Annotated in this window: 16 protein-coding genes and 1 pseudogene; all 17 read left to right on the plus strand. The window is 61.2% G+C overall.

The window, feature by feature from the left end:
- Positions 1 to 174, plus strand: a 174-nt coding sequence (locus tag ACVW0Y_RS07450) for a TyrR/PhhR family helix-turn-helix DNA-binding protein (protein WP_457437581.1), incomplete at its 5' end; no start/stop codon positions are given.
- A 111-nt stretch (positions 175 to 285) separates the two neighbouring features.
- Positions 286 to 426: pseudogene (locus ACVW0Y_RS07455) on the plus strand (TyrR/PhhR family helix-turn-helix DNA-binding protein); the annotation flags it as partial.
- A gap of 438 nt (positions 427 to 864) precedes the next feature.
- The gene (acs, locus tag ACVW0Y_RS07460) at positions 865 to 2,826 is read left to right on the plus strand and encodes an acetate--CoA ligase (RefSeq protein WP_457437179.1); all 1,962 of its coding nucleotides are present in this window, start codon (positions 865 to 867) and stop codon (positions 2,824 to 2,826) included.
- 634 nt (positions 2,827 to 3,460) lie between these two features.
- Positions 3,461 to 4,240 carry an ABC transporter substrate-binding protein gene (locus tag ACVW0Y_RS07465; protein ID WP_457437181.1) on the plus strand — a complete coding sequence of 260 codons (780 nt, stop codon included), beginning with the start codon at positions 3,461 to 3,463 and terminating at the stop codon, positions 4,238 to 4,240.
- A 177-nt stretch (positions 4,241 to 4,417) separates the two neighbouring features.
- Positions 4,418 to 5,107 (plus strand): ABC transporter permease, encoded by a 690-nt coding sequence (locus tag ACVW0Y_RS07470; RefSeq protein ID WP_457437183.1) that lies wholly within the window; start codon positions 4,418 to 4,420, stop codon positions 5,105 to 5,107.
- Positions 5,104 to 5,802, plus strand: a complete 699-nt coding sequence (locus ACVW0Y_RS07475; protein ID WP_457437185.1) for an ABC transporter permease — start codon at positions 5,104 to 5,106, stop codon at positions 5,800 to 5,802. The genes ACVW0Y_RS07470 and ACVW0Y_RS07475 overlap by 4 nt, the downstream gene beginning before the upstream one ends.
- 61 nt (positions 5,803 to 5,863) lie before the next feature.
- Positions 5,864 to 6,628: an arginine/ornithine transport ATP-binding protein AotP gene (gene aotP / locus ACVW0Y_RS07480; protein WP_457437187.1), complete on the plus strand. Its 765-nt coding sequence runs from the start codon at positions 5,864 to 5,866 to the stop codon at positions 6,626 to 6,628.
- A gap of 85 nt (positions 6,629 to 6,713) precedes the next feature.
- Entirely contained in the window at positions 6,714 to 7,694 is a 981-nt protein-coding gene (gene argR, locus ACVW0Y_RS07485; RefSeq protein ID WP_457437189.1) for a transcriptional regulator ArgR, read from the plus strand.
- Positions 7,695 to 8,123: 429 nt separating this feature from the next.
- Entirely contained in the window at positions 8,124 to 9,344 is a 1,221-nt protein-coding gene (locus ACVW0Y_RS07490) for an aspartate aminotransferase family protein (RefSeq protein WP_457437191.1), read from the plus strand.
- Between the two features lie 159 nt (positions 9,345 to 9,503).
- Positions 9,504 to 10,517, plus strand: coding sequence for an arginine/ornithine succinyltransferase subunit alpha (gene aruF / locus ACVW0Y_RS07495; protein WP_108097160.1), 1,014 nt, complete (start codon positions 9,504 to 9,506; stop codon positions 10,515 to 10,517).
- 11 nt (positions 10,518 to 10,528) lie between these two features.
- Complete coding sequence (gene astA, locus ACVW0Y_RS07500) at positions 10,529 to 11,560, plus strand: arginine N-succinyltransferase (protein WP_457437193.1); 1,032 nt, start codon at positions 10,529 to 10,531, stop codon at positions 11,558 to 11,560.
- Complete coding sequence (gene astD, locus ACVW0Y_RS07505) at positions 11,557 to 13,020, plus strand: succinylglutamate-semialdehyde dehydrogenase (protein WP_457437195.1); 1,464 nt, start codon at positions 11,557 to 11,559, stop codon at positions 13,018 to 13,020. Before astA ends, astD begins: the two co-directional genes overlap by 4 nt.
- Positions 13,017 to 14,378: an N-succinylarginine dihydrolase gene (gene astB, locus ACVW0Y_RS07510; protein WP_457437197.1), complete on the plus strand. Its 1,362-nt coding sequence runs from the start codon at positions 13,017 to 13,019 to the stop codon at positions 14,376 to 14,378. Before astD ends, astB begins: the two co-directional genes overlap by 4 nt.
- Before the next feature lie 13 nt (positions 14,379 to 14,391).
- The gene (locus tag ACVW0Y_RS07515) at positions 14,392 to 14,682 is read left to right on the plus strand and encodes a topoisomerase II (RefSeq protein WP_457437199.1); all 291 of its coding nucleotides are present in this window, start codon (positions 14,392 to 14,394) and stop codon (positions 14,680 to 14,682) included.
- Positions 14,683 to 14,709: 27 nt separating this feature from the next.
- Complete coding sequence (gene astE / locus ACVW0Y_RS07520) at positions 14,710 to 15,729, plus strand: succinylglutamate desuccinylase (RefSeq protein WP_457437202.1); 1,020 nt, start codon at positions 14,710 to 14,712, stop codon at positions 15,727 to 15,729.
- An 81-nt stretch (positions 15,730 to 15,810) separates the two neighbouring features.
- Complete coding sequence (gene ltaE, locus ACVW0Y_RS07525; protein WP_457437204.1) at positions 15,811 to 16,833, plus strand: low-specificity L-threonine aldolase; 1,023 nt, start codon at positions 15,811 to 15,813, stop codon at positions 16,831 to 16,833.
- 146 nt (positions 16,834 to 16,979) lie between these two features.
- Entirely contained in the window at positions 16,980 to 19,604 is a 2,625-nt protein-coding gene (gene alaS, locus ACVW0Y_RS07530; RefSeq protein ID WP_457437207.1) for an alanine--tRNA ligase, read from the plus strand.
- The last annotated feature ends 11 nt before the right edge of the window (positions 19,605 to 19,615 follow it).

Consider the following 19,615-nt stretch of genomic DNA (forward strand, 5'->3'; position numbering starts at 1 on the left):
CCCAGCGCAGGCTGGGATCCAGGATCTACCGAGATATTGTCGGGGTACGAGAAGGCGGTGCTGGAGCGTTTATATAACGAGCATTCCAGCAGTCGGCAGCTGGGCAAGCGCCTGGGGGTTTCGCATACCACGATTGCCAACAAGCTTCGGCAATATGGGTTGGGGAAGGGGTGAGCGCGCTACGTCCAGCCCAATATTCTGGGTCCCAGCCTGCGCTGGGACGACGGTGGTGTTGGCAAAAACCTCCGTCATCCCAGCGCAGGCTGGGATCCAGGATCTACCGAGATATTGTCGGGGTACGAGAAGGCGGTGCTGGAGCGTTTATATAACGAGCATTCCAGCAGTCGACAGCTGGGCAAGCGCCTGGGGGTTTCGCATACCACGATTGCCAACAAGCTTCGGCAATATGGGTTGGGGAGGGATTGAGCGGAAACCTGCCCCGCTACGTCCAGCCTAATATTCTGGGTCCCAGCCTGCGCTGGGACGACGGTGGTGTTGGCAAAAACCTCCGTCATCCCAGCGCAGGCTGGGATCCAGGATCTACCGACGTACGCAGTTTCCAAGCTGACGCGGAGTCTCATTCCAGGTGTACGACTTAGGTGCAATGGCTTGCGAGTAGCGCAAGGGGTTGAATACCCCCGTCCTGCGTTCTGCGTGATCACAGGCAAGGTATTGCGAACGCTCCTTCCCCGGAGCTATTCGACTGGGCGGCCCGACGGTCGCCTTTTTTTTGCCTAGAATCTCCTGAAAGCCTTCTGCGACCATGGTCTGGGTCCGGTAAGACCATGGTCGAATGGTCCGCCGGGGAGGGGAGGGCTACAAAAGACACCATACAAAAACAACGATTCCCCCGAGGTATCCCCGATGAGTGCTGCGTCACTGTATCCCGTACGTCCCGAGGTTGCGGCCACCACCCTGACCGACGAGGCCACTTACAAGTCCATGTACCAGCAGTCGGTGATCAACCCGGATGGCTTCTGGCGTGAGCAGGCCAAGCGCCTGGACTGGATCAAGCCGTTCACGGCGGTGAAGCAGACCTCGTTCGATGACCACCATGTGGATATCAAATGGTTTGCCGACGGCACCCTCAACGTCTCGGCCAACTGCCTGGACCGCCACCTGGCTGAGCGCGGCGAGCAGATCGCGATCATCTGGGAAGGTGACGATCCTGCCGATCACCGCGAAATCACCTATCGCCAGTTGCACGAAGAAGTCTGCAAATTCGCCAACGCCCTGCGTGGCCAGGACGTTCACCGTGGCGACGTGGTGACTATCTATATGCCGATGATCCCCGAGGCGGTGGTGGCGATGTTGGCCTGTACCCGTATCGGTGCCATTCACTCGGTGGTGTTCGGCGGTTTCTCGCCAGAGGCCCTGGCCGGACGCATTATCGACTGCCGCTCCAAGGTGGTGATCACTGCCGATGAAGGCCTGCGTGGTGGCAAGAAGACCCCGCTGAAGGCCAACGTCGATGACGCCCTGACCAACCCGGAAACCAGCTCGATTCAGAAGGTGATCGTGTGCAAGCGCACCGGCTCGCCGATCAAATGGAACCAGCACCGCGACATCTGGTACGAAGACCTGATGAAGGTCGCCGGCAGTGTCTGCGCGCCGAAAGAGATGGGTGCCGAAGAAGCGCTGTTTATCCTCTACACCTCCGGTTCCACCGGTAAACCCAAGGGCGTTCAGCACACCACCGCCGGCTACCTGCTGTATGCCGCGCTGACCCACGAGCGGGTGTTTGATTACAAACCCGGCGAGGTTTACTGGTGCACCGCCGACGTGGGTTGGGTGACCGGCCACAGCTATATCGTCTACGGCCCGCTGGCCAACGGTGCCACCACCTTGCTGTTCGAAGGCATCCCGAACTACCCGGATATCACCCGCGTGTCGAAGATCATCGACAAGCACAAGGTCAATATCCTCTACACCGCACCTACTGCCATCCGCGCCATGATGGCTCAGGGCAAGGCTGCCATCGAAGGTGCCGACGGCTCCAGCCTGCGTCTGCTCGGCTCGGTGGGTGAGCCGATCAACCCGGAAGCCTGGAACTGGTACTACGAAACCGTTGGCCAGTCGCGCTGCCCGATTGTCGATACCTGGTGGCAGACCGAAACCGGTGGCGTACTGATCAGCCCGTTGCCGGGTGCCACGGCCCTGAAGCCGGGCTCGGCGACCCGTCCGTTCTTCGGCGTGGTGCCGGCTTTGGTGGATAACCTCGGCAATCTGATCGAGGGCGCGGCCGAGGGCAATCTGGTGATCCTCGATTCCTGGCCAGGCCAGGCCCGCACCCTGTACGGCGACCACGACCGCTTCGTCGACACCTACTTCAAGACCTTCCGCGGCATGTACTTCACCGGCGACGGTGCCCGTCGCGATGAGGACGGCTACTACTGGATCACCGGCCGCGTCGACGACGTGCTCAACGTGTCCGGCCACCGTATGGGCACCGCGGAAATCGAAAGCGCCATGGTCGCCCACCCGAAAGTGGCCGAGGCGGCTGTGGTCGGCATGCCCCACGACATCAAAGGGCAGGGCATCTATGTGTACGTGACGCTGAACAACGGCGAAGAGCCGAGCGAAGCGCTGCGTCAGGAGCTCAAGCAATGGGTGCGTAAAGAGATCGGCCCGATTGCCGCGCCGGACGTGATCCAGTGGGCCCCGGGCCTGCCGAAAACCCGCTCGGGCAAGATCATGCGCCGCATCCTGCGCAAAATCGCCACGGCCGAGTACGACAGCCTGGGCGATATCTCCACCCTGGCCGATCCGGGTGTGGTGCAGCATTTGATTGATACCCATAAGGCGATGCAGCAAGCGGTGGCTTGATTTCACCGTCCCAACCAAAACGCCCGCGTAACTGCGGGCGTTGTTGTTTTTGCCTTTGCTTTTTGTGGGAGGGGCTTTGGCCGCGAGCTTTTGATCTTTTAAAGCTCGCGGCCAAAGCCCCTCCCACAGAAATCCCCTTTCCTACAGAGACCGCGATTCGCCGGAGCCGGGGTGATCGGTTGAATGGGCCAATTTTTATCCGTCTTTGATCGAGCCGGTAGCACTCACGATTCACAACGGGGCAATCGGAAACAGCCTGCCCGCTTTGTGGGCATTTTTTCGCCCGGATAAAAATCCATTCCCGGCATAAATCCAGCAACGGCAGGGCCTGCTGAAAAACGGGCACGAAACCTGCTGTAGTTTCCCGTTTAATTCCATTCTGTGCGCTGCCTGTTTTGCTGGTGCCTGTCAATAGTCTGAATCCCCTGCCAAGCCCTTTTGTAATTAGTTGTCGCATTGAAGAAATATCGGCTTTGGGGCTGTCGTTAGAATGCCGCCACCCAGACGCCACTACTCGCGCGATGGCCGATGAGCTTCGTCCCTTCGGGTTACCACCCGGCAAAGATGGCGACTCTTCCTATAATTTCACGGTCAGCCTGCCAACCAGCGCTCGACCTATTCGAAGGAGTCCACGATGAAGAAGCTCGCCCTTCTCGGCGCCCTGGCGGTGTCCCTGCTGTCGTCCCTGGCCATGGCCGATGATGCCAAGCCCCTGCGTATCGGTATTGAAGCGGCTTACCCGCCCTTCGCCTTCAAGACTCCCGACGACAAGATCACCGGCTTCGACTACGACATCGGCATGGCCCTGTGCGAAGAGATGAAGGTCGAGTGCAAGTGGATCGAACAAGAGTTCGACGGCCTGATTCCTGCGCTGAAAGTGCGCAAGTTCGACGCCATTCTGTCGTCCATGTCGATCACTGACGACCGCAAGAAGTCGGTCGACTTCACCGGCAAGTACTACTCCACCCCGGCCAAGCTGGCGATGAAGGCCGGTACCACCATCAACGATCCGCTGGCCGATCTCAAAGGCAAGAAGGTCGGCGTGCAGCGCTCCTCCGTGTACGACCGTTACGCCACCGAAGTCTTCGCCCCGGCCGGTGCCGAGATCGTGCGTTACAGCTCGCAGAACGAAGTGTTCCTGGATCTGGCCTCCGGCCGTCTGGACGCTACCCTGGCTGACTCGGTGAATATCGATGACGGCTTCCTGAAAACCGACGCTGGCAAAGGCTTTGCCTTCGCAGGTCCGGATTTCACCGAAGAGAAATACTTCGGCGAAGGCCAAGGCATCGCCGTACGCAAGGGTGACAAGGCCCTGGCTGACAAGATCAGCGCTGCCATTCTGGCCATCCGCGCCAACGGTAAATACAAACAAGTGCAGGACAAATACTTCGCCTTCGACGTTTACGGCAAGTAACGCGGCAGCACCGAAAGTGGCACAGGCTCGATAACCCGGGATGTGCCACTTTTTATTTGGGTCGCAGATTTCCGTAGGAGCGGCTTCAGCCGCGATGCGTTTGACGCTCAAGAGCATCGCGGCTAAAGCCGCTCCTGCGGGAGCAGCACAGCACTTCTCACCTAGCGGGCTTTTCTTATGCTCAACGGCTACGGCTCGACCATTCTCGATGGCGCATGGCTGACCATTTCCCTGGCGCTGACCTCGATGGCCCTGGCGATTGTGCTCGGTCTGATTGGCGCTGCGTTTCGCTTGTCGCCGATCAAGTGGTTGGCACTGTTGGGTGAGACCTATGCCACGGTGATCCGCGGTATTCCCGATCTGGTGCTGATCCTGCTGATTTTCTACGGCGGTCAGGATGTGGTGAACCGCGTGGCACCGCTGTTGGGGTTTGAGGATTACATCGACCTCGATCCGTTCGTTACCGGCGTATTCACCATGGGCTTTATCTTTGGGGCCTACCTGTCGGAAACCTTTCGCGGTGCCTTTATGGCTATCCCCAAGGGGCAGAGTGAGGCGGGCGCGGCCTATGGCATGAGCGGTGCCCAGGTGTTCTTTCGCGTGCTGGTGCCGCAGATGATCCGCTTCGCTATCCCCGGCTTCACCAATAACTGGCTGGTACTGGTCAAGGCCACTGCGCTGGTGTCCACGGTGAGCCTGCAGGACATGATGTTCAAAGCCAAAAACGCCGCGGATGCCACTCACCAGCCGTTCACCTTCTACCTGGTGGTGGCGGCGTTGTATCTGGCGATCACCAGCGTCTCGCTGCTGCTGTTGCGGGCGTTGGAAAAACGCTATTCGGTGGGCTTGAAGGTGGCTGAATTATGATTTTCGATTTCGCGCCCATCTGGGAAAACATCCACCTGTACCTGGGTGGCATCCTGATCACCCTCAAGCTGCTGCTGATTTCGCTGACGGTTGGTCTGGCGGCTGCCATTCCGCTGGGTTTGATGCGGGTGTCCAAGCAGCCCCTGGTGAATGCCACGGCCTGGTTGTACACCTATGTGATCCGCGGTACGCCGATGCTGGTGCAGCTGTTCCTGATCTATTACGGTCTGGCCCAGTTCGAAGTGGTGCGTGAAAGCGTGCTGTGGCCCTACCTGTCCAACGCCACCTTCTGTGCCTGCCTGGCGTTTGCCATTAACACCAGTGCCTACAGCGCGGAAATCCTCGCTGGCAGCCTGAAGTCGATTCCCTATGGCGAGATCGAGGCGGCCAAGGCCATGGGCATGTCGCGGGCCAAGCTGTACCGCCGCATCCTGCTGCCATCGGCCCTGCGTCGGGCGCTGCCGCAGTACAGCAACGAAGTGATCATGATGCTGCACACCACCAGCCTGGCCTCCATCGTCACCCTGGTGGACATTACCGGTGCGGCGAAAACCATCAACTCGCAGTTCTATCTGGCCTTCGAGGCCTATATCACTGCCGGTGCCATTTACCTGTGCCTGACCTTTGTGCTGGTGCGCCTGTTCAAGCTGGCCGAGCGCCGCTGGCTGGCCTATCTGGCACCACGCAAGGCCTGAGAAATTTCCGTTTTAGCAACGCCAGCCACGGCTGATCCATTGCCTGTCGAGAACCTGAACCATGTACAAACTCGAAGTCCAAGACCTGCATAAACGCTACGGCAGCCATGAAGTGCTCAAGGGCGTGTCGCTGGCGGCCAAGGCTGGCGATGTGATCAGCATCATCGGCTCCAGTGGTTCGGGCAAAAGTACCTTTCTGCGCTGCATCAACCTGCTCGAGCAGCCCCACGCCGGCAAGATTCTGCTTAACGGTGAAGAGCTGAAGCTGGTCGCCAACAAGGACGGCGCGCTGAAGGCTGCCGACCCCAAGCAGCTGCAGCGCATGCGCTCGCGCCTGTCGATGGTGTTCCAGCATTTCAATCTGTGGGCGCATATGACCGCCCTGGAAAACATTATCGAAGCGCCGGTGCATGTGCTCGGTGTGCCGAAGAAAGAAGCCATCGAGAAGGCCGAGCACTACCTGGCCAAGGTCGGCGTGGCGCATCGCAAGGATGCCTACCCGGCGCATATGTCCGGCGGTGAGCAGCAGCGCGTGGCGATAGCCCGTGCCCTGGCGATGGAGCCGGAAGTGATGCTGTTCGACGAACCCACCTCGGCGCTGGACCCGGAACTGGTCGGTGAAGTGCTGAAGGTGATGCAGGATCTGGCGCAAGAAGGCCGCACCATGGTGGTGGTCACCCACGAGATGGGTTTTGCCCGCGAGGTGTCCAACCAGTTGGTGTTCCTGCACAAGGGCGTGGTGGAAGAGCGCGGTTGCCCCAAGGAAGTGCTGGTCAACCCGCAGTCCGACCGTTTGAAGCAGTTTCTTTCCGGCAGCTTGAAGTAAGCTTTAGCGCGGCGATTTATCCAAGACCGCATCGCACCACCACCTGGCATGTAAAAGCATGCCAACAGAGCCTAGACTGCCAGCCATGACTGCCCACCGAATCGGTTTTCTCCTCTGGCCCAACACCAAGGCCATGACTCTGGCTCTGGCCGAAGAGGCCTTGCGTGTCGCCCAGCGGGTGCACCCGGATGTGGCGTACGAGCTGCTGTTTCTCCAGGCCGAGCCGGCAGCGGAGGGTGCTTGGCGTCTGCCCGGCGAGCCATGGGCAGGCAAGCTCGAGGGTTGTCAGAAACTGTTTTTGCTCGCCGATGAGCCGCCCGGCCATCTGGCTCCGGCGCTGTCCAGCGCCCTCAAGCAGCTGGTGCGTGCCGGTTGTGTGATTGGTGGTTTGTCGGCCGGTGTCTATCCGCTGGCGCAGCTGGGGCTGCTCGACGGCTATCGCGCCGCCGTGCACTGGCGCTGGCAGGACGACTTCACCGAACGCTTCCCGAAAGTGATCGCCACCAGCCATCTGTTCGACTGGGACCGTGATCGTCTCTCCGCCTGTGGTGGTCTGGCGGTATTGGACCTGCTGCTGGCGGTGCTGGCCCGTGACCACGGCGCTGAGCTGGCCGGTGCGGTGTCGGAAGAATTGGTGGTCGAGCGCATCCGCGAAGGCGGCGAGCGCCAGCGCATTCCATTGCAGAACCGTCTGGGTTCCAGCCACCCCAAGCTGACCCAGGCCGTGCTGCTGATGGAAGCCAATATCGAAGAGCCGCTGACCACCGATGAAATCGCCCAGCACGTTTGTGTGTCGCGTCGGCAGCTGGAGCGGATCTTCAAGCAATACCTCAACCGCGTTCCCAGCCAGTACTACCTGGAGCTGCGCCTGAACAAAGCCCGCCAGTTGCTGATGCAAACCAGCAAATCGATCATCCAGATCGGCCTGTCCTGCGGCTTCTCCTCCGGCCCGCACTTCTCCAGCGCCTACCGCAACTTCTTCGGCGCCACCCCGCGCGAAGACCGCAACCAGCGGCGCAGTAGCAGCCCGTTCGAGTTGAGCTCGATTCCCTCCGAGCGCGGTTGATTCGCTAAAAAATCAAAAGCTTGCGGCTAAAGCCCCTCCCACATAGATCGAGGTCTTTTGTGGGAGGGGCTTTAGCCGCGATGCTTTTGATCTGCAAATTTTCCAGGCGCTATAGCGCGAGACCGAGCGAGCTAGAGCGATACAAGGCAAAAATGTTTTTTTAAGCGCAGTGGGCTGTAGCCCATGAGCATTCAAAAAACGTTTTTAACGCAGTAGCGCCGACGCGCAGCCGATCGTTGGTCAAACCCCCAACACTGTTTAAACTGCGCCTTCGCGACAGGTTCTGTCGCCTTTATGAAAGCCGCGAAAAATACCGGGTTGGCGCTATAACAAGTTGTCGCATGCCGACAATGCCCTCCCCAAATCAGTCCCTACAATTCATTCCAGCGCCGGCCTCTGGGGTCGGCGGTCCTTGTCAGGAGAGCTTCGATGTCCGTTGAGCAAGTGCAGGTACAGCGCGCCGATTTCGATCAGGTGATGGTTCCCAACTACGCCCCGGCAGCCTTTATTCCGGTGCGCGGCGAGGGTTCCCGAGTCTGGGATCAGAGCGGCCGAGAGCTGATCGACTTTGCGGGCGGCATCGCGGTGAACTCCCTGGGCCATGCCCACCCGGCGCTGGTTAAAGCACTCACCGAGCAAGCCAACAAGATCTGGCACGTCTCCAACGTGTTCACCAACGAGCCGGCCCTGCGCCTGGCGCACAAGCTGGTGGACGCCACCTTCGCCGAGCGCGTATTCCTCGCCAACTCCGGTGCCGAAGCCAACGAAGCCGCGTTCAAGCTGGCCCGTCGTTATGCCAGCGATGTGTATGGCGCGGAAAAATTCGAAATCATCGCCGCTACCAACAGTTTCCACGGCCGCACCCTGTTCACCGTGACCGTCGGCGGTCAGCCGAAGTATTCCGATGGCTTCGGGCCGAAGATCGAGGGCGTGACCCACGTTCCCTTCAACGACCTGGAGGCGATGAAAGCCGCCATTTCGGACAAGACCTGCGCCGTGGTGCTCGAGCCGATTCAAGGCGAGGGCGGCATTCTGCCGGCCGACAAAGCCTACCTGCAGGGCGTGCGTGAGCTGTGCGACGCGCACAACGCGCTGCTGGTGTTCGACGAAGTGCAGAGCGGCATGGGCCGCAGCGGCGAGCTGTTCGCCTATATGAATTACGGCGTGACGCCGGACATCCTCTCCAGCGCGAAAAGCCTGGGTGGCGGTTTCCCGATTGGCGCCATGCTCACCACCAGCAAAATCGCTTCGCACCTGTCGGTTGGCGTGCACGGCACCACCTACGGCGGCAACCCGCTGGCCTGTGCGGTGGCCGGTGCGGTGCTGGATGTGATCAACACCCCGCAAGTGCTCAATGGCGTAAAAGCCAAGCACGAACGCTTCAAAGCCCGCCTGGAGGCGATTGCTGCCAAGTACGGCATCTTCACCGAAGTGCGTGGCCTCGGCCTGTTGATCGGTGCGGCGCTGAGCGATGCCTGGAAAGGTAAAGCCAAAGACGTGCTCAACGCCGCCGAAAAAGAATGCGTAATGGTGCTGCAAGCCGGTCCGGACGTGGTGCGTTTCGCCCCAAGCCTGGTGATTCCGGATGCCGACATCGACGAAGGCCTCGACCGCTTCGAGCGCGCCGTGGCCAAGCTGACCCAAGCCTGACGGCTGTACGCGGACGCTGAAGCCTCTTCCGTCGTTGTGGGAGGGGCTTTAGCCGCGAGCTTTTGATTTTAAAAGCTCGCGGCTAAAGCCCCTCCCACATGGACCGAGTCTCTGGCGTTGCCGCTTTTCATTTCAAAAGAGAATTTAAGGAGTAACACCATGCTGGTGATGCGCCCTGCGCAAATGGCTGACTTGGCTGACGTGCAACGTCTGGCTGCGGACAGCCCGGTTGGTGTTACTTCGCTGCCGGACGATGCGGGCCGGCTGGGCGACAAGATCGCCGCGTCGGAAGCCTCGTTTGCCGCCGAAGTCAGCTTCAACGGTGAAGAGAGCTATTTCTTCGTGCTGGAAGACACCGACACCGGCCGCCTGGTCGGTTGCTCCGGGGTGGTGGCCTCGGCCGGTTACTCCGAGCCGTTCTATAGCTTCCGTAACGAAACCTTCGTGCATGCCTCGCGCTCGCTGTCGATCCACAACAAGATCCATGTGTTGTCGCTGTGCCACGACCTTACCGGCAACAGCCTGCTGACCAGTTTCTATGTGGAAAAACCGCTGGTGGACTCGCCATGGGCCGAGCTGAATTCCCGTGGCCGCTTGCTGTTTGTCGCCAGCCATCCGGAGCGTTTCGCCGATGCGGTAGTGGTGGAGATCGTCGGCCACAGCGACGAGCAGGGCGATTCGCCGTTCTGGGATGCCGTGGGGCGTAATTTCTTCGACCTCAACTACGCCGAGGCCGAGCGCCTGTGCGGGCTGAAAAGTCGGACCTTCCTCGCCGAGCTGATGCCCCATTACCCGATCTATGTGCCGTTGCTGCCGGACGCTGCCCAGGAAGCCATGGGCCAGGTCCACCCGCGGGCGCAAATCACCTTCGACATTCTGATGCGCGAAGGTTTTGAAACCGACCACTACATCGACATTTTCGACGGTGGCCCGACCCTGCATGCGCGCACCTCGGGCATTCGCTCGATCGCCCAGAGCCGGGTGGTGCCAGCGCGGGTCGGTGAGCCGGGCAAGGGCCGCTTGTATCTGGTGGCCAACGGTCAACTGCAGGATTTCCGTGCGGTGGTGGTCGAGCTGGATTGGGTGCCGGGCAAGCCGGTGAACCTGAGTGCTGATGTTGCTGAGGCCTTGGGCGTCGGTGAGGGCGCCAGCGTGCGCCTGGTTGCGGTTTAAGAGGAATAGCCATGATCGTTCGTCCCGTGCGCAGTGCCGATTTGCCTGCCCTGATCAACCTGGCCCGCAGTACCGGTGCCGGCTTGACCACCTTGCCCGCCAATGAAGAACGCCTGGCCCACCGCGTCGGTTGGGCGGAAAAAGCCTTTCGCGGCGAAGCCACCCGCGCCGATGCCGACTACCTGTTTGTGCTCGAAGACGACAACGGCGAGGTGGTGGGAATTTCCGCTGTTGCCGGTGCCGTCGGCTTGCGTGAGCCTTGGTACAACTACCGCGTCGGCCTCACGGTGAGCGCTTCGCAGGAACTGGATATCTACCGCGAGATCCCAACCCTGTTCCTGGCCAACGACCTGACCGGTAACTCCGAGCTGTGCTCGCTGTTTCTCAACGCCGACCATCGCACCGGCCTGAATGGCCGCTTGCTGTCCAAGGCGCGTTTTCTGTTTATCGCTGAATTCCCGCAACTGTTCGGCAGCAAGATCATCGCCGAAATGCGCGGCATGTCCGACGAAGCAGGGCGCTCGCCGTTCTGGGAAAGCCTCGGCCGGCACTTCTTCAAAATGGAATTCTCCCGCGCCGACTACCTGACAGGCGTGGGCAACAAAGCCTTTATCGCCGAGCTGATGCCCAAGTTTCCGCTGTACACCTGCTTTCTCTCGGAAGAAGCGCGGGACATTATCGGCCGTGTGCACCCGGACACCGAGCCGGCGTTGAATATGCTCAAGGCCGAGGGTTTCAGCTACCAGGGTTACGTCGATATCTTCGACGCCGGCCCGGCCATCGAAGCGGAAACCAACAAGATTCGCGCGGTGCGTGACAGCCAGGCGCTGGTACTGGCCATCGGCACCCCGGGCGACGACGCCACGCCGTTTCTGATGCACAACCGCAAGCGCGAAGACTGCCGCATCACCGCTGCGCCGGCACGCTTGGCAGCCGGCACTTTGGTGGTCGATCAGGCCACCGCCAAGCGCCTGCAATTGAAAGCCGGTGATCAGGTGCGCGCCGTGCCGCTGGCCGTGGAAAACAAGGAGCAGAGCCGATGACCAGTCATTACATTGCAGGTGCCTGGTTGGCGGGTGCCGGTGAAGCCCTGGAGTCGCTGAACCCGGTGACCCAGGCGGTGGTCTGGACCGGCAAGGCCGCTACCGAAAGCCAAGTGGATGCCGCCGTAAAGGCTGCGCGTCAGGCATTTCCGGCCTGGGCCAAGCGCTCGCTGGATGAGCGCATCGCCGTGCTGGAGCGCTTTGCCGCCACCCTGAAAAGCCGCAGCGACGAGCTGGCGCGCACCATCGGTGAAGAGACCGGCAAGCCGTTGTGGGAATCCGTTACCGAAGTGACGAGCATGGTCAACAAGGTGGCCATCTCGATTCAGAGTTACCGCGAACGTACCGGCGAGAAAAGCGGCCCGTTGGCTGACGCCACCGCCGTACTGCGTCACAAGCCCCATGGGGTGGTGGCGGTATTCGGCCCGTACAACTTTCCGGGGCATCTGCCCAATGGCCATATCGTGCCGGCGCTGCTGGCCGGCAATGCCGTGGTGTTCAAACCCAGCGAGCTGACCCCCAAGGTCGCCAAGCTGACGGTGCAGTGCTGGATCGAAGCCGGCCTGCCGGCTGGCGTGCTCAACCTGGTGCAAGGTGCCCGCGATACCGGTGTGGCCCTGGCGGCCCATGGCGGCATAGACGGCCTGTTCTTCACCGGTTCGAGCCGCACCGGCAACTTGCTGCATCAACAGTTTGCCGGGCGTCCGGACAAGATCCTGGCCCTGGAAATGGGCGGCAATAACCCGCTGGTGGTGGAGCAGGTCAAAGACCTCGACGCGGCGGTGTACACAATTATTCAGTCGGCGTTTATTTCGGCCGGCCAGCGCTGCACCTGCGCGCGCCGTCTGCTGGTGCCCAAAGGCGAGTGGGGCGATGCCCTGCTGGCGCGCCTGGTGGCGGTGGCGGCAAGCATTCAGGTGGGGGCCTTCGATGCCCAGCCTGCACCTTTCATGGGCTCGGTGATTTCCCTGGAGGCCGCGCGGCACTTGCTCAAGGCTCAGGAGCACTTGCTTAACAAGGGTGCCACGGCCTTGCTGGCGATGACTCAGCCGCTGGAAAACGCTGCGTTGCTGACCCCAGGGATTATTGACGTAACGGCAGTGGCCGAGCGCCCGGATGAAGAATTCTTCGGCCCGTTGCTGCAGGTGATCCGTTACGCCGATTTCGCCGCCGCGATTGCCGAGGCCAACAACACCCAGTACGGCCTCGCCGCTGGCCTGCTGTCGGACTCGGCCGAGCGCTATCAGCAGTTCTGGCTGGAAAGCCGCGCCGGCATCGTCAACTGGAACAAGCAACTGACGGGCGCCGCCAGCTCGGCACCGTTCGGCGGAGTGGGCGCTTCGGGCAACCACCGCGCCAGTGCTTATTACGCGGCTGACTATTGCGCCTACCCCGTGGCTTCGCTGGAGAGCGCCAGCCTGAGCCTGCCTGCAACCCTGACACCGGGAGTCAGTCTGTGACGAACAACAATAACAACGCCTATGAAGTGAATTTCGACGGCCTGGTCGGCCCGACCCACAACTACGGTGGCCTGTCGTACGGCAACGTTGCCTCGCAGGGCAATAGTCAGCAGGTGTCGAACCCGAAAGAGGCCGCCAAGCAGGGCCTGGCGAAAATGAAAGCCCTGATGGAAATGGGCTTCAAGCAGGGCGTGCTCGCTCCGCAAGAGCGCCCGGACGTCGCCGCGCTGCGTCGCATCGGCTTTACCGGCAGCGACAGCGAAGTGATCCAGCGTGCCGCCAAAGAGGCGATGCCGCTGCTGGTCGCCAGTTGCTCGGCGTCAAGCATGTGGACCGCCAACGCCTGCACCGTCAGCCCCAGCGCGGACACCCGGGACGGCAAGGTGCATTTCACTGCCGCCAACCTCAACTGCAAATACCACCGCAGCCTGGAACACCCGACCACCAGCCGCATTCTCGGCGCGATGTTCGCCGACCAGGGGCACTTTGCCCACCACGCCGCCTTGCCTGCCGTTGCCCAATTCGGCGATGAAGGCGCGGCCAACCACACGCGTTTTTGCAAAGGTTACGGCGACGCCGGGGTGGAATTTTTCGTCTTCGGTCGCAGCGCCTTCGACGCCCGCTTCCCCGGCCCGCAGCGCTATCCGGCGCGGCAGACCCTGGAAGCCAGCCAGGCGGTGGCCCGTCTGCATGGTCTGGACGATGCCGGGGTGGTCTATGCCCAGCAGAATCCGGCAGTGATCGATCAGGGCGTGTTCCATAACGATGTGATTGCGGTGGGTAACGGTGAAGTGCTGTTCTATCACCAGGACGCCTTCCTCGAAACCGATAAGGTGCTGGCCGAGTTGCACGACAAGCTCAGTCGCCGTGGCGGTCGCTTGCAGGCGGTGTGCGTGCCGCGTGATGCGGTGAGCGTCGAGGACGCCGTGCATTCCTACCTGTTCAATAGCCAGCTGCTGTCCCGTGCCGATGGCGGCATGCTGCTGATCGTGCCGGAAGAGTGCCGTAACAATCAGCGCGTCTGGCAGTACTTGTCGCGGCTCACCGCTGAAGACGGACCGATCCGTGAAGTGCAGGTGTTCGATCTTAAGCAGAGCATGCAAAACGGCGGTGGGCCAGCGTGTTTGCGCCTGCGAGTGGCCTTGAAGGAAAACGAGCTGGACGCCGTGAACAGCGGCGTGATCATGACTCCGACGCTGTATGACACCCTTACTGTGTGGGTCGACAAGCACTACCGCGACCGCATGGCCGAGAGTGATCTGGCCGATCCGCAGCTGCTCGTCGAATGCCGTTCGGCATTGGATGAGCTGACCCAGATCCTTAAACTAGGCTCTGTGTACCCCTTCCAGCTTAATTAAGAGTGTTTTGACCATGTCCGATAGCCTGCAACTGATCCTCGAAGATACCGACGGCACCCAGCTGGAAACTTCCTGCACCCGTTTTGCCGTGATCTGGCAGGGCAAGGAAGTGTGGATTCAGCAAGACGGCCGCGGCCAACTGATCATCGGCGTGGACGTGGAGGAGGGCGACGAGGAATACGCCAACCTGCTGCTGCGCCCGCTGGCCACCAACCTGGTGAGCCTGGAGCTGGAAATGGAGCCGGCTGGCCAGTTGGATGACGACGAAGACGGTCACGTCCACGGTCCTGACTGCAACCACTAAGCACGCCGTGCTCGAAAGGAATCGCCCATGCTAGCCCTCGGCAAGTTGCTTGAACTGACCTTGGTGGGCCATGAGCCCTCCGCCAAGATTCAACTGACCCCCGAGGGTGCCCGCCTGCGCTGGTTGGCCGAGGGTGCCTTGGAAATCACCCCGCCGGCGGGGCTGGACAGCGGCCTGGACCTGCTGCTGTCGGCCGGTATTCATGGTAATGAAACCGCGCCCATCGAGCTGCTCGACCGGCTGTTGCATGGCATCGCCCGCGGCGAGCTGAAACCCCGCGCACGGATTCTGTTTCTGCTCGGTAACCCGGAAGCCATGCGCAAGGGCGAGCGTTATCTCGAACAGGACATCAACCGCCTGTTCAACGGCCGCCACGAGCAGAGCAGCGGCTTCGAGGCTCTGCGTGCCTGCGAGCTGGAGCGCCTGAGCGCGACCTTTTTCAACCAGGTGCCGACCGATACGCCGCGTCAGCGCCTGCATTACGACCTGCATACCGCCATCCGTGGCTCGAAAATCGAGCAGTTCGCCCTCTACCCCTGGCGCGAGGGCTGCAAGCACTCGGTTACCGAACTGGCGCGGCTGAAGGCGGCCGGGGTAGCGGCAGTGCTGCTGCAAAGCAAGGCGTCGATCACCTTCAGTGCCTACACCTATGCGCAGCTGAACGCTGAGGCTTTTACCCTGGAGCTGGGCAAGGCGCGCGCCTTTGGTCAGAACGACGGGATCAATCTCGCGGCGCTGGAAGCGCGCCTGCGTTGCCTGATCGAGAACAAGGAGCCAGCCCTGGACGCCAACAACCTTGACGGCCTGCAGCTGTTTGCCGTGGCGCGGGAGATCATCAAACACAGCGACTCCTTCCACCTCAATCTGCCGGCCGATATCGAGAATTTCAGCGAGCTGCCGGTGGGTTACCTGCTGGCCGAAGATATCGCCGGCACGCGCTGGGTGGTGGAAGAGCAGGGCGCGCGGATCATCTTCCCCAATCCCAAGGTGAAAAACGGCCTGCGCGCCGGCATTCTTGTAGTGCCCACCAGCGCCGACGCACTTTAGTCGAGCTATTAGTCGTAGAGCCTCTTGTCGCTCCCGGGCGGCTGCTTTAGGGTCGAGGGTCCGCCGTGAAGGAGACCTGTAATGCCCGTTATCGACTTGCGTAGCGACACTGTCACCCAGCCCACCCCCGGCATGCGCGAGGCCATGTTGCATGCGCCGGTAGGCGACGATGTCTACGGCGAAGACCCCACCGTGATCCGTCTGCAGCATTACCTGGCCGATAAGCTCGGCTTCGCCCAGGGCCTGTTCGTACCCACTGGCACCATGAGCAATCTGCTCGGCCTGATGGCGCACTGCGAACGTGGCGACGAATATATCGTCGGCCAGGAAGCCCACACCTATAAATACGAAGGCGGCGGCGCGGCCGTGTTGGGCTCCATCCAGCCGCAGCCCCTGCAGGTTGAAGCCGATGGCTCTCTGGACCTGGCGCGGGTGGCCGCCGCTATCAAGCCGGATGATTTCCACTTTGCCCGCACCCGTCTGCTGGCCCTGGAAAACACCATGCAGAGCAAGGTGCTGCCGCTCAGTTATCTGGCCGCGGCACGCACGTTCACTCAGCAGCATCGCCTGCAACTGCACCTGGACGGTGCCCGGCTGTATAACGCGGCGGTGAAACTGGGCGTTGAGGCGCGGGAAATTACCCAATATTTCGATTCCGTTTCGGTATGTCTTTCCAAAGGCCTGGGCGCGCCCATTGGCTCGGTGTTGCTGGGCTCGGACGCGCTGATCGACAAAGCTCGGCGTCTGCGCAAGATGGTCGGCGGTGGCATGCGCCAGGCTGGCATTCTGGCAGCAGCGGGCTTGTATGCGCTGGAGCATCAGGTCGAGCGTCTGGCCGATGACCATGCCAATGCCGCCGCTCTGGCTGCCGGGCTGGTGGAGCTGGGCTACGAGGTGGAGCCGGTGCAGACCAATATGGTCTACGTTCAAATGGCCGATCGGGCACCGGCGTTGAAGGTGTTTCTGGCTGCGCGGGGCATCACCATTTCGGCCTCGGCGCGCCTGCGTCTGGTCACCCATCTGGATGTCAGCCGGGCGGATATCGATCAGGTGATCGAGGCGTTCGCCGCCTTTGCTCGGGAGTCGGGGCAAAAAACTGCTTGAAATCGCCGCTAACTATCGAACAAAGGCACTGTACCCCGGTGCCCGGGCCGATATAATGCGGCCCTTTGCCGGCCTAAAAGCGGTAGCCATTAGCCCTATCGCACGCTGTATCTAATTAGATCGCCGCCTTTCCCGTGGAAAAATTTATGAAAAGCGCAGAAATCCGTGAAGCCTTCCTCCGCTTCTTCGAAGAACAGGGTCATACCCGTGTTGCTTCCAGCTCGTTGATTCCGGGCAATGACCCGACGCTGCTGTTCACCAACGCCGGGATGAACCAGTTCAAAGACTGCTTCCTCGGCCAGGAAAAACGCGCCTACACCCGCGCGGTCAGCAGCCAGAAGTGCGTGCGCGCCGGCGGCAAGCACAACGACCTGGAAAACGTCGGTTACACCGCACGCCACCACACCTTCTTCGAAATGCTCGGCAACTTCAGCTTCGGCGACTACTTCAAGCGCGACGCGATCAATTACGCCTGGCAATTCCTCACCTCGGAAAAATGGCTGAACCTGCCCAAGGAAAAACTCTGGGTGACGGTGTACGCCAGCGATGACGAGGCTTACGACATCTGGACCAAGGAAGTCGGCGTACCGGCCGAGCGCATGGTCCGTATCGGCGACAACAAAGGCGCGCCGTACGCCTCCGACAACTTCTGGACCATGGGCGATACCGGCCCGTGCGGCCCTTGCACCGAGATCTTCTTCGACCACGGCGCCGATATCTGGGGCGGCCCACCCGGCTCGCCGGAAGAAGACGGTGACCGTTACATCGAGATCTGGAACAACGTTTTCATGCAGTTCAACCGCACTGCCGATGGCGTACTGCACCCGCTGCCAGCGCCGTCGGTGGACACCGGTATGGGCCTGGAGCGGATCAGCGCCGTGCTCCAGCATGTGCACTCGAACTACGAGATCGACCTGTTCCAAAGCCTGCTGGCCGCTTGCGCCAAGGCCATCGGTTGCAGCAACGACGATCAGCCTTCGCTGAAAGTAGTGGCGGACCATATCCGTTCCTGCGGCTTCCTGATTGCCGATGGCGTGACGCCGTCCAACGAAGGCCGTGGTTATGTGCTGCGCCGCATCATCCGTCGCGCTTGCCGTCACGGTAACAAGCTGGGTGCCAAGGGCAGCTTCTTCTACCAGATCGTTGCCGCGCTGGTGGCTGAGATGGGCGAAGCCTTCCCTGAGCTGAAACAGCAGCAAGCGCACATCGAGCGCGTGCTGAAAACCGAAGAAGAGCAGTTCGCCAAAACCCTGGAGCAGGGCCTGAAAATCCTCGAGCAGGACCTGGCCGAGCTGAAAGGCACCGTGATTCCTGGCGAAGTGATCTTCAAGCTGTACGACACCTTCGGCTTCCCGATGGACCTGACTGGTGACATCGCCCGTGAGCGTGAGCTGACCCTCGACGAAGCCGGCTTCGAACGCGAGATGGAAGCCCAGCGCGTGCGTGCGCGCTCCGCCAGCTCGTTCGCCATGGACTACAACAGCCTGGTGAAAGTCGACAGCGAAACCGTATTCCTCGGCTACAAGGCCACCAGTGGCAACGCCAAGGTGCTGGCCCTGTTCAAAGCTGGCCAGGCCGTTGAAGAGCTGGCAGCGGGCGAGGAGGGCGTGGTGGTGCTTGACCAGACCCCGTTCTACGCTGAGTCCGGCGGCCAGATTGGTGACTGCGGTTTCCTGCAGGCGGCGGGCGTGCGTTTTGATGTGCGTGATACCACCAAAGCCGGCGGCGCGTTCCTGCACCACGGTGTGGTCACCAGCGGCAGCCTGAAAGTAGGCGCGGCGGTAGAAGCCAATGTCGAAGCTGATGTGCGCAAAGCCACGTCGCTGAATCACTCGGCCACCCACTTGCTGCACGCGGCTTTGCGCCAGGTGCTGGGTGAGCACGTACAACAGAAAGGTTCGTTGGTCGATAGCCAGCGCCTGCGTTTCGACTTCAGCCACTTCGAGGCGATCAAGCCTGAGCAGATCAAGGCGCTGGAAGACATCGTCAACGCCGAGATCCGTAAGAACACTGCCGTTGAAACCGAAGAAACCGATATCGAAACCGCCAAGAACAAAGGCGCTATGGCCTTGTTTGGCGAGAAGTACGGCGACAACGTGCGGGTACTGAGCATGGGCGGCAGCTTCTCGGTGGAACTGTGCGGCGGTATCCACGCTGAGCGCACCGGCGATATCGCGCTGTTCAAGATCATCAGTGAAGGCGGCGTGGCCGCTGGCGTACGTCGTATCGAGGCAGTCACCGGCGCTGCGGCGCTGGCGTACCTGAACGGCGCCGAAGAACAATTGAAAGAAGCCGCGATGCTGGTCAAAGGCAACCGCGACAACCTGTTGGACAAGCTCGGCGGTCTGGTTGAACGCAACCGTCAGCTGGAAAAAGAGCTGGAGCAGCTCAAGGCCAAGGCCGCCAGTGCGGCGGGCGATGACCTCTCCGGTTCGGCTGTGGATGTGAAAGGCGTGAAGGTACTCGCCCATCGTCTGGATGGCTTGGACGGCAAGGCGCTGCTGGCGCTGGTCGACCAACTGAAGAACAAGCTCGGCCGCGCAGTGATCCTGCTTGGTGGGGTGAGCGACGACAAAGTTGTGCTGGTTGCAGGCGTTACCCAAGACCTGACCGCGCAGCTCAAGGCTGGTGATTTGATGAAACAGGCCGCTCAAGCGGTTGGCGGCAAGGGCGGTGGTCGCCCGGATATGGCGCAGGGCGGCGGCGTTGACGCCGGCGCGCTGGACGCCGCGCTGGCACTGACTGTGCCATTCGTCGAACAGGGTCTATAACGCTCGACCCA

The organism is Pseudomonas sp. TE3786 (assembly GCF_054057335.1).

Excerpts from the sequence above, each read along its gene's own strand:
- acs (WP_457437179.1), top strand. The coding sequence starts at position 865 with ATGAGTGCTGCGTCACTGTATCCCGTACGTCCCGAGGTTGCGGCCACC.
- ACVW0Y_RS07465 (WP_457437181.1), top strand. The coding sequence starts at position 3,461 with ATGAAGAAGCTCGCCCTTCTCGGCGCCCTGGCGGTGTCCCTGCTGTCG.
- ACVW0Y_RS07470 (WP_457437183.1), top strand. The coding sequence starts at position 4,418 with ATGCTCAACGGCTACGGCTCGACCATTCTCGATGGCGCATGGCTGACC.
- ACVW0Y_RS07475 (WP_457437185.1), top strand. The coding sequence starts at position 5,104 with ATGATTTTCGATTTCGCGCCCATCTGGGAAAACATCCACCTGTACCTG.
- aotP (WP_457437187.1), top strand. The coding sequence starts at position 5,864 with ATGTACAAACTCGAAGTCCAAGACCTGCATAAACGCTACGGCAGCCAT.
- argR (WP_457437189.1), top strand. The coding sequence starts at position 6,714 with ATGACTGCCCACCGAATCGGTTTTCTCCTCTGGCCCAACACCAAGGCC.
- ACVW0Y_RS07490 (WP_457437191.1), top strand. The coding sequence starts at position 8,124 with ATGTCCGTTGAGCAAGTGCAGGTACAGCGCGCCGATTTCGATCAGGTG.
- aruF (WP_108097160.1), top strand. The coding sequence starts at position 9,504 with ATGCTGGTGATGCGCCCTGCGCAAATGGCTGACTTGGCTGACGTGCAA.
- astA (WP_457437193.1), top strand. The coding sequence starts at position 10,529 with ATGATCGTTCGTCCCGTGCGCAGTGCCGATTTGCCTGCCCTGATCAAC.
- astD (WP_457437195.1), top strand. The coding sequence starts at position 11,557 with ATGACCAGTCATTACATTGCAGGTGCCTGGTTGGCGGGTGCCGGTGAA.
- ACVW0Y_RS07515 (WP_457437199.1), top strand. The coding sequence starts at position 14,392 with ATGTCCGATAGCCTGCAACTGATCCTCGAAGATACCGACGGCACCCAG.
- astE (WP_457437202.1), top strand. The coding sequence starts at position 14,710 with ATGCTAGCCCTCGGCAAGTTGCTTGAACTGACCTTGGTGGGCCATGAG.
- ltaE (WP_457437204.1), top strand. The coding sequence starts at position 15,811 with ATGCCCGTTATCGACTTGCGTAGCGACACTGTCACCCAGCCCACCCCC.
- alaS (WP_457437207.1), top strand. The coding sequence starts at position 16,980 with ATGAAAAGCGCAGAAATCCGTGAAGCCTTCCTCCGCTTCTTCGAAGAA.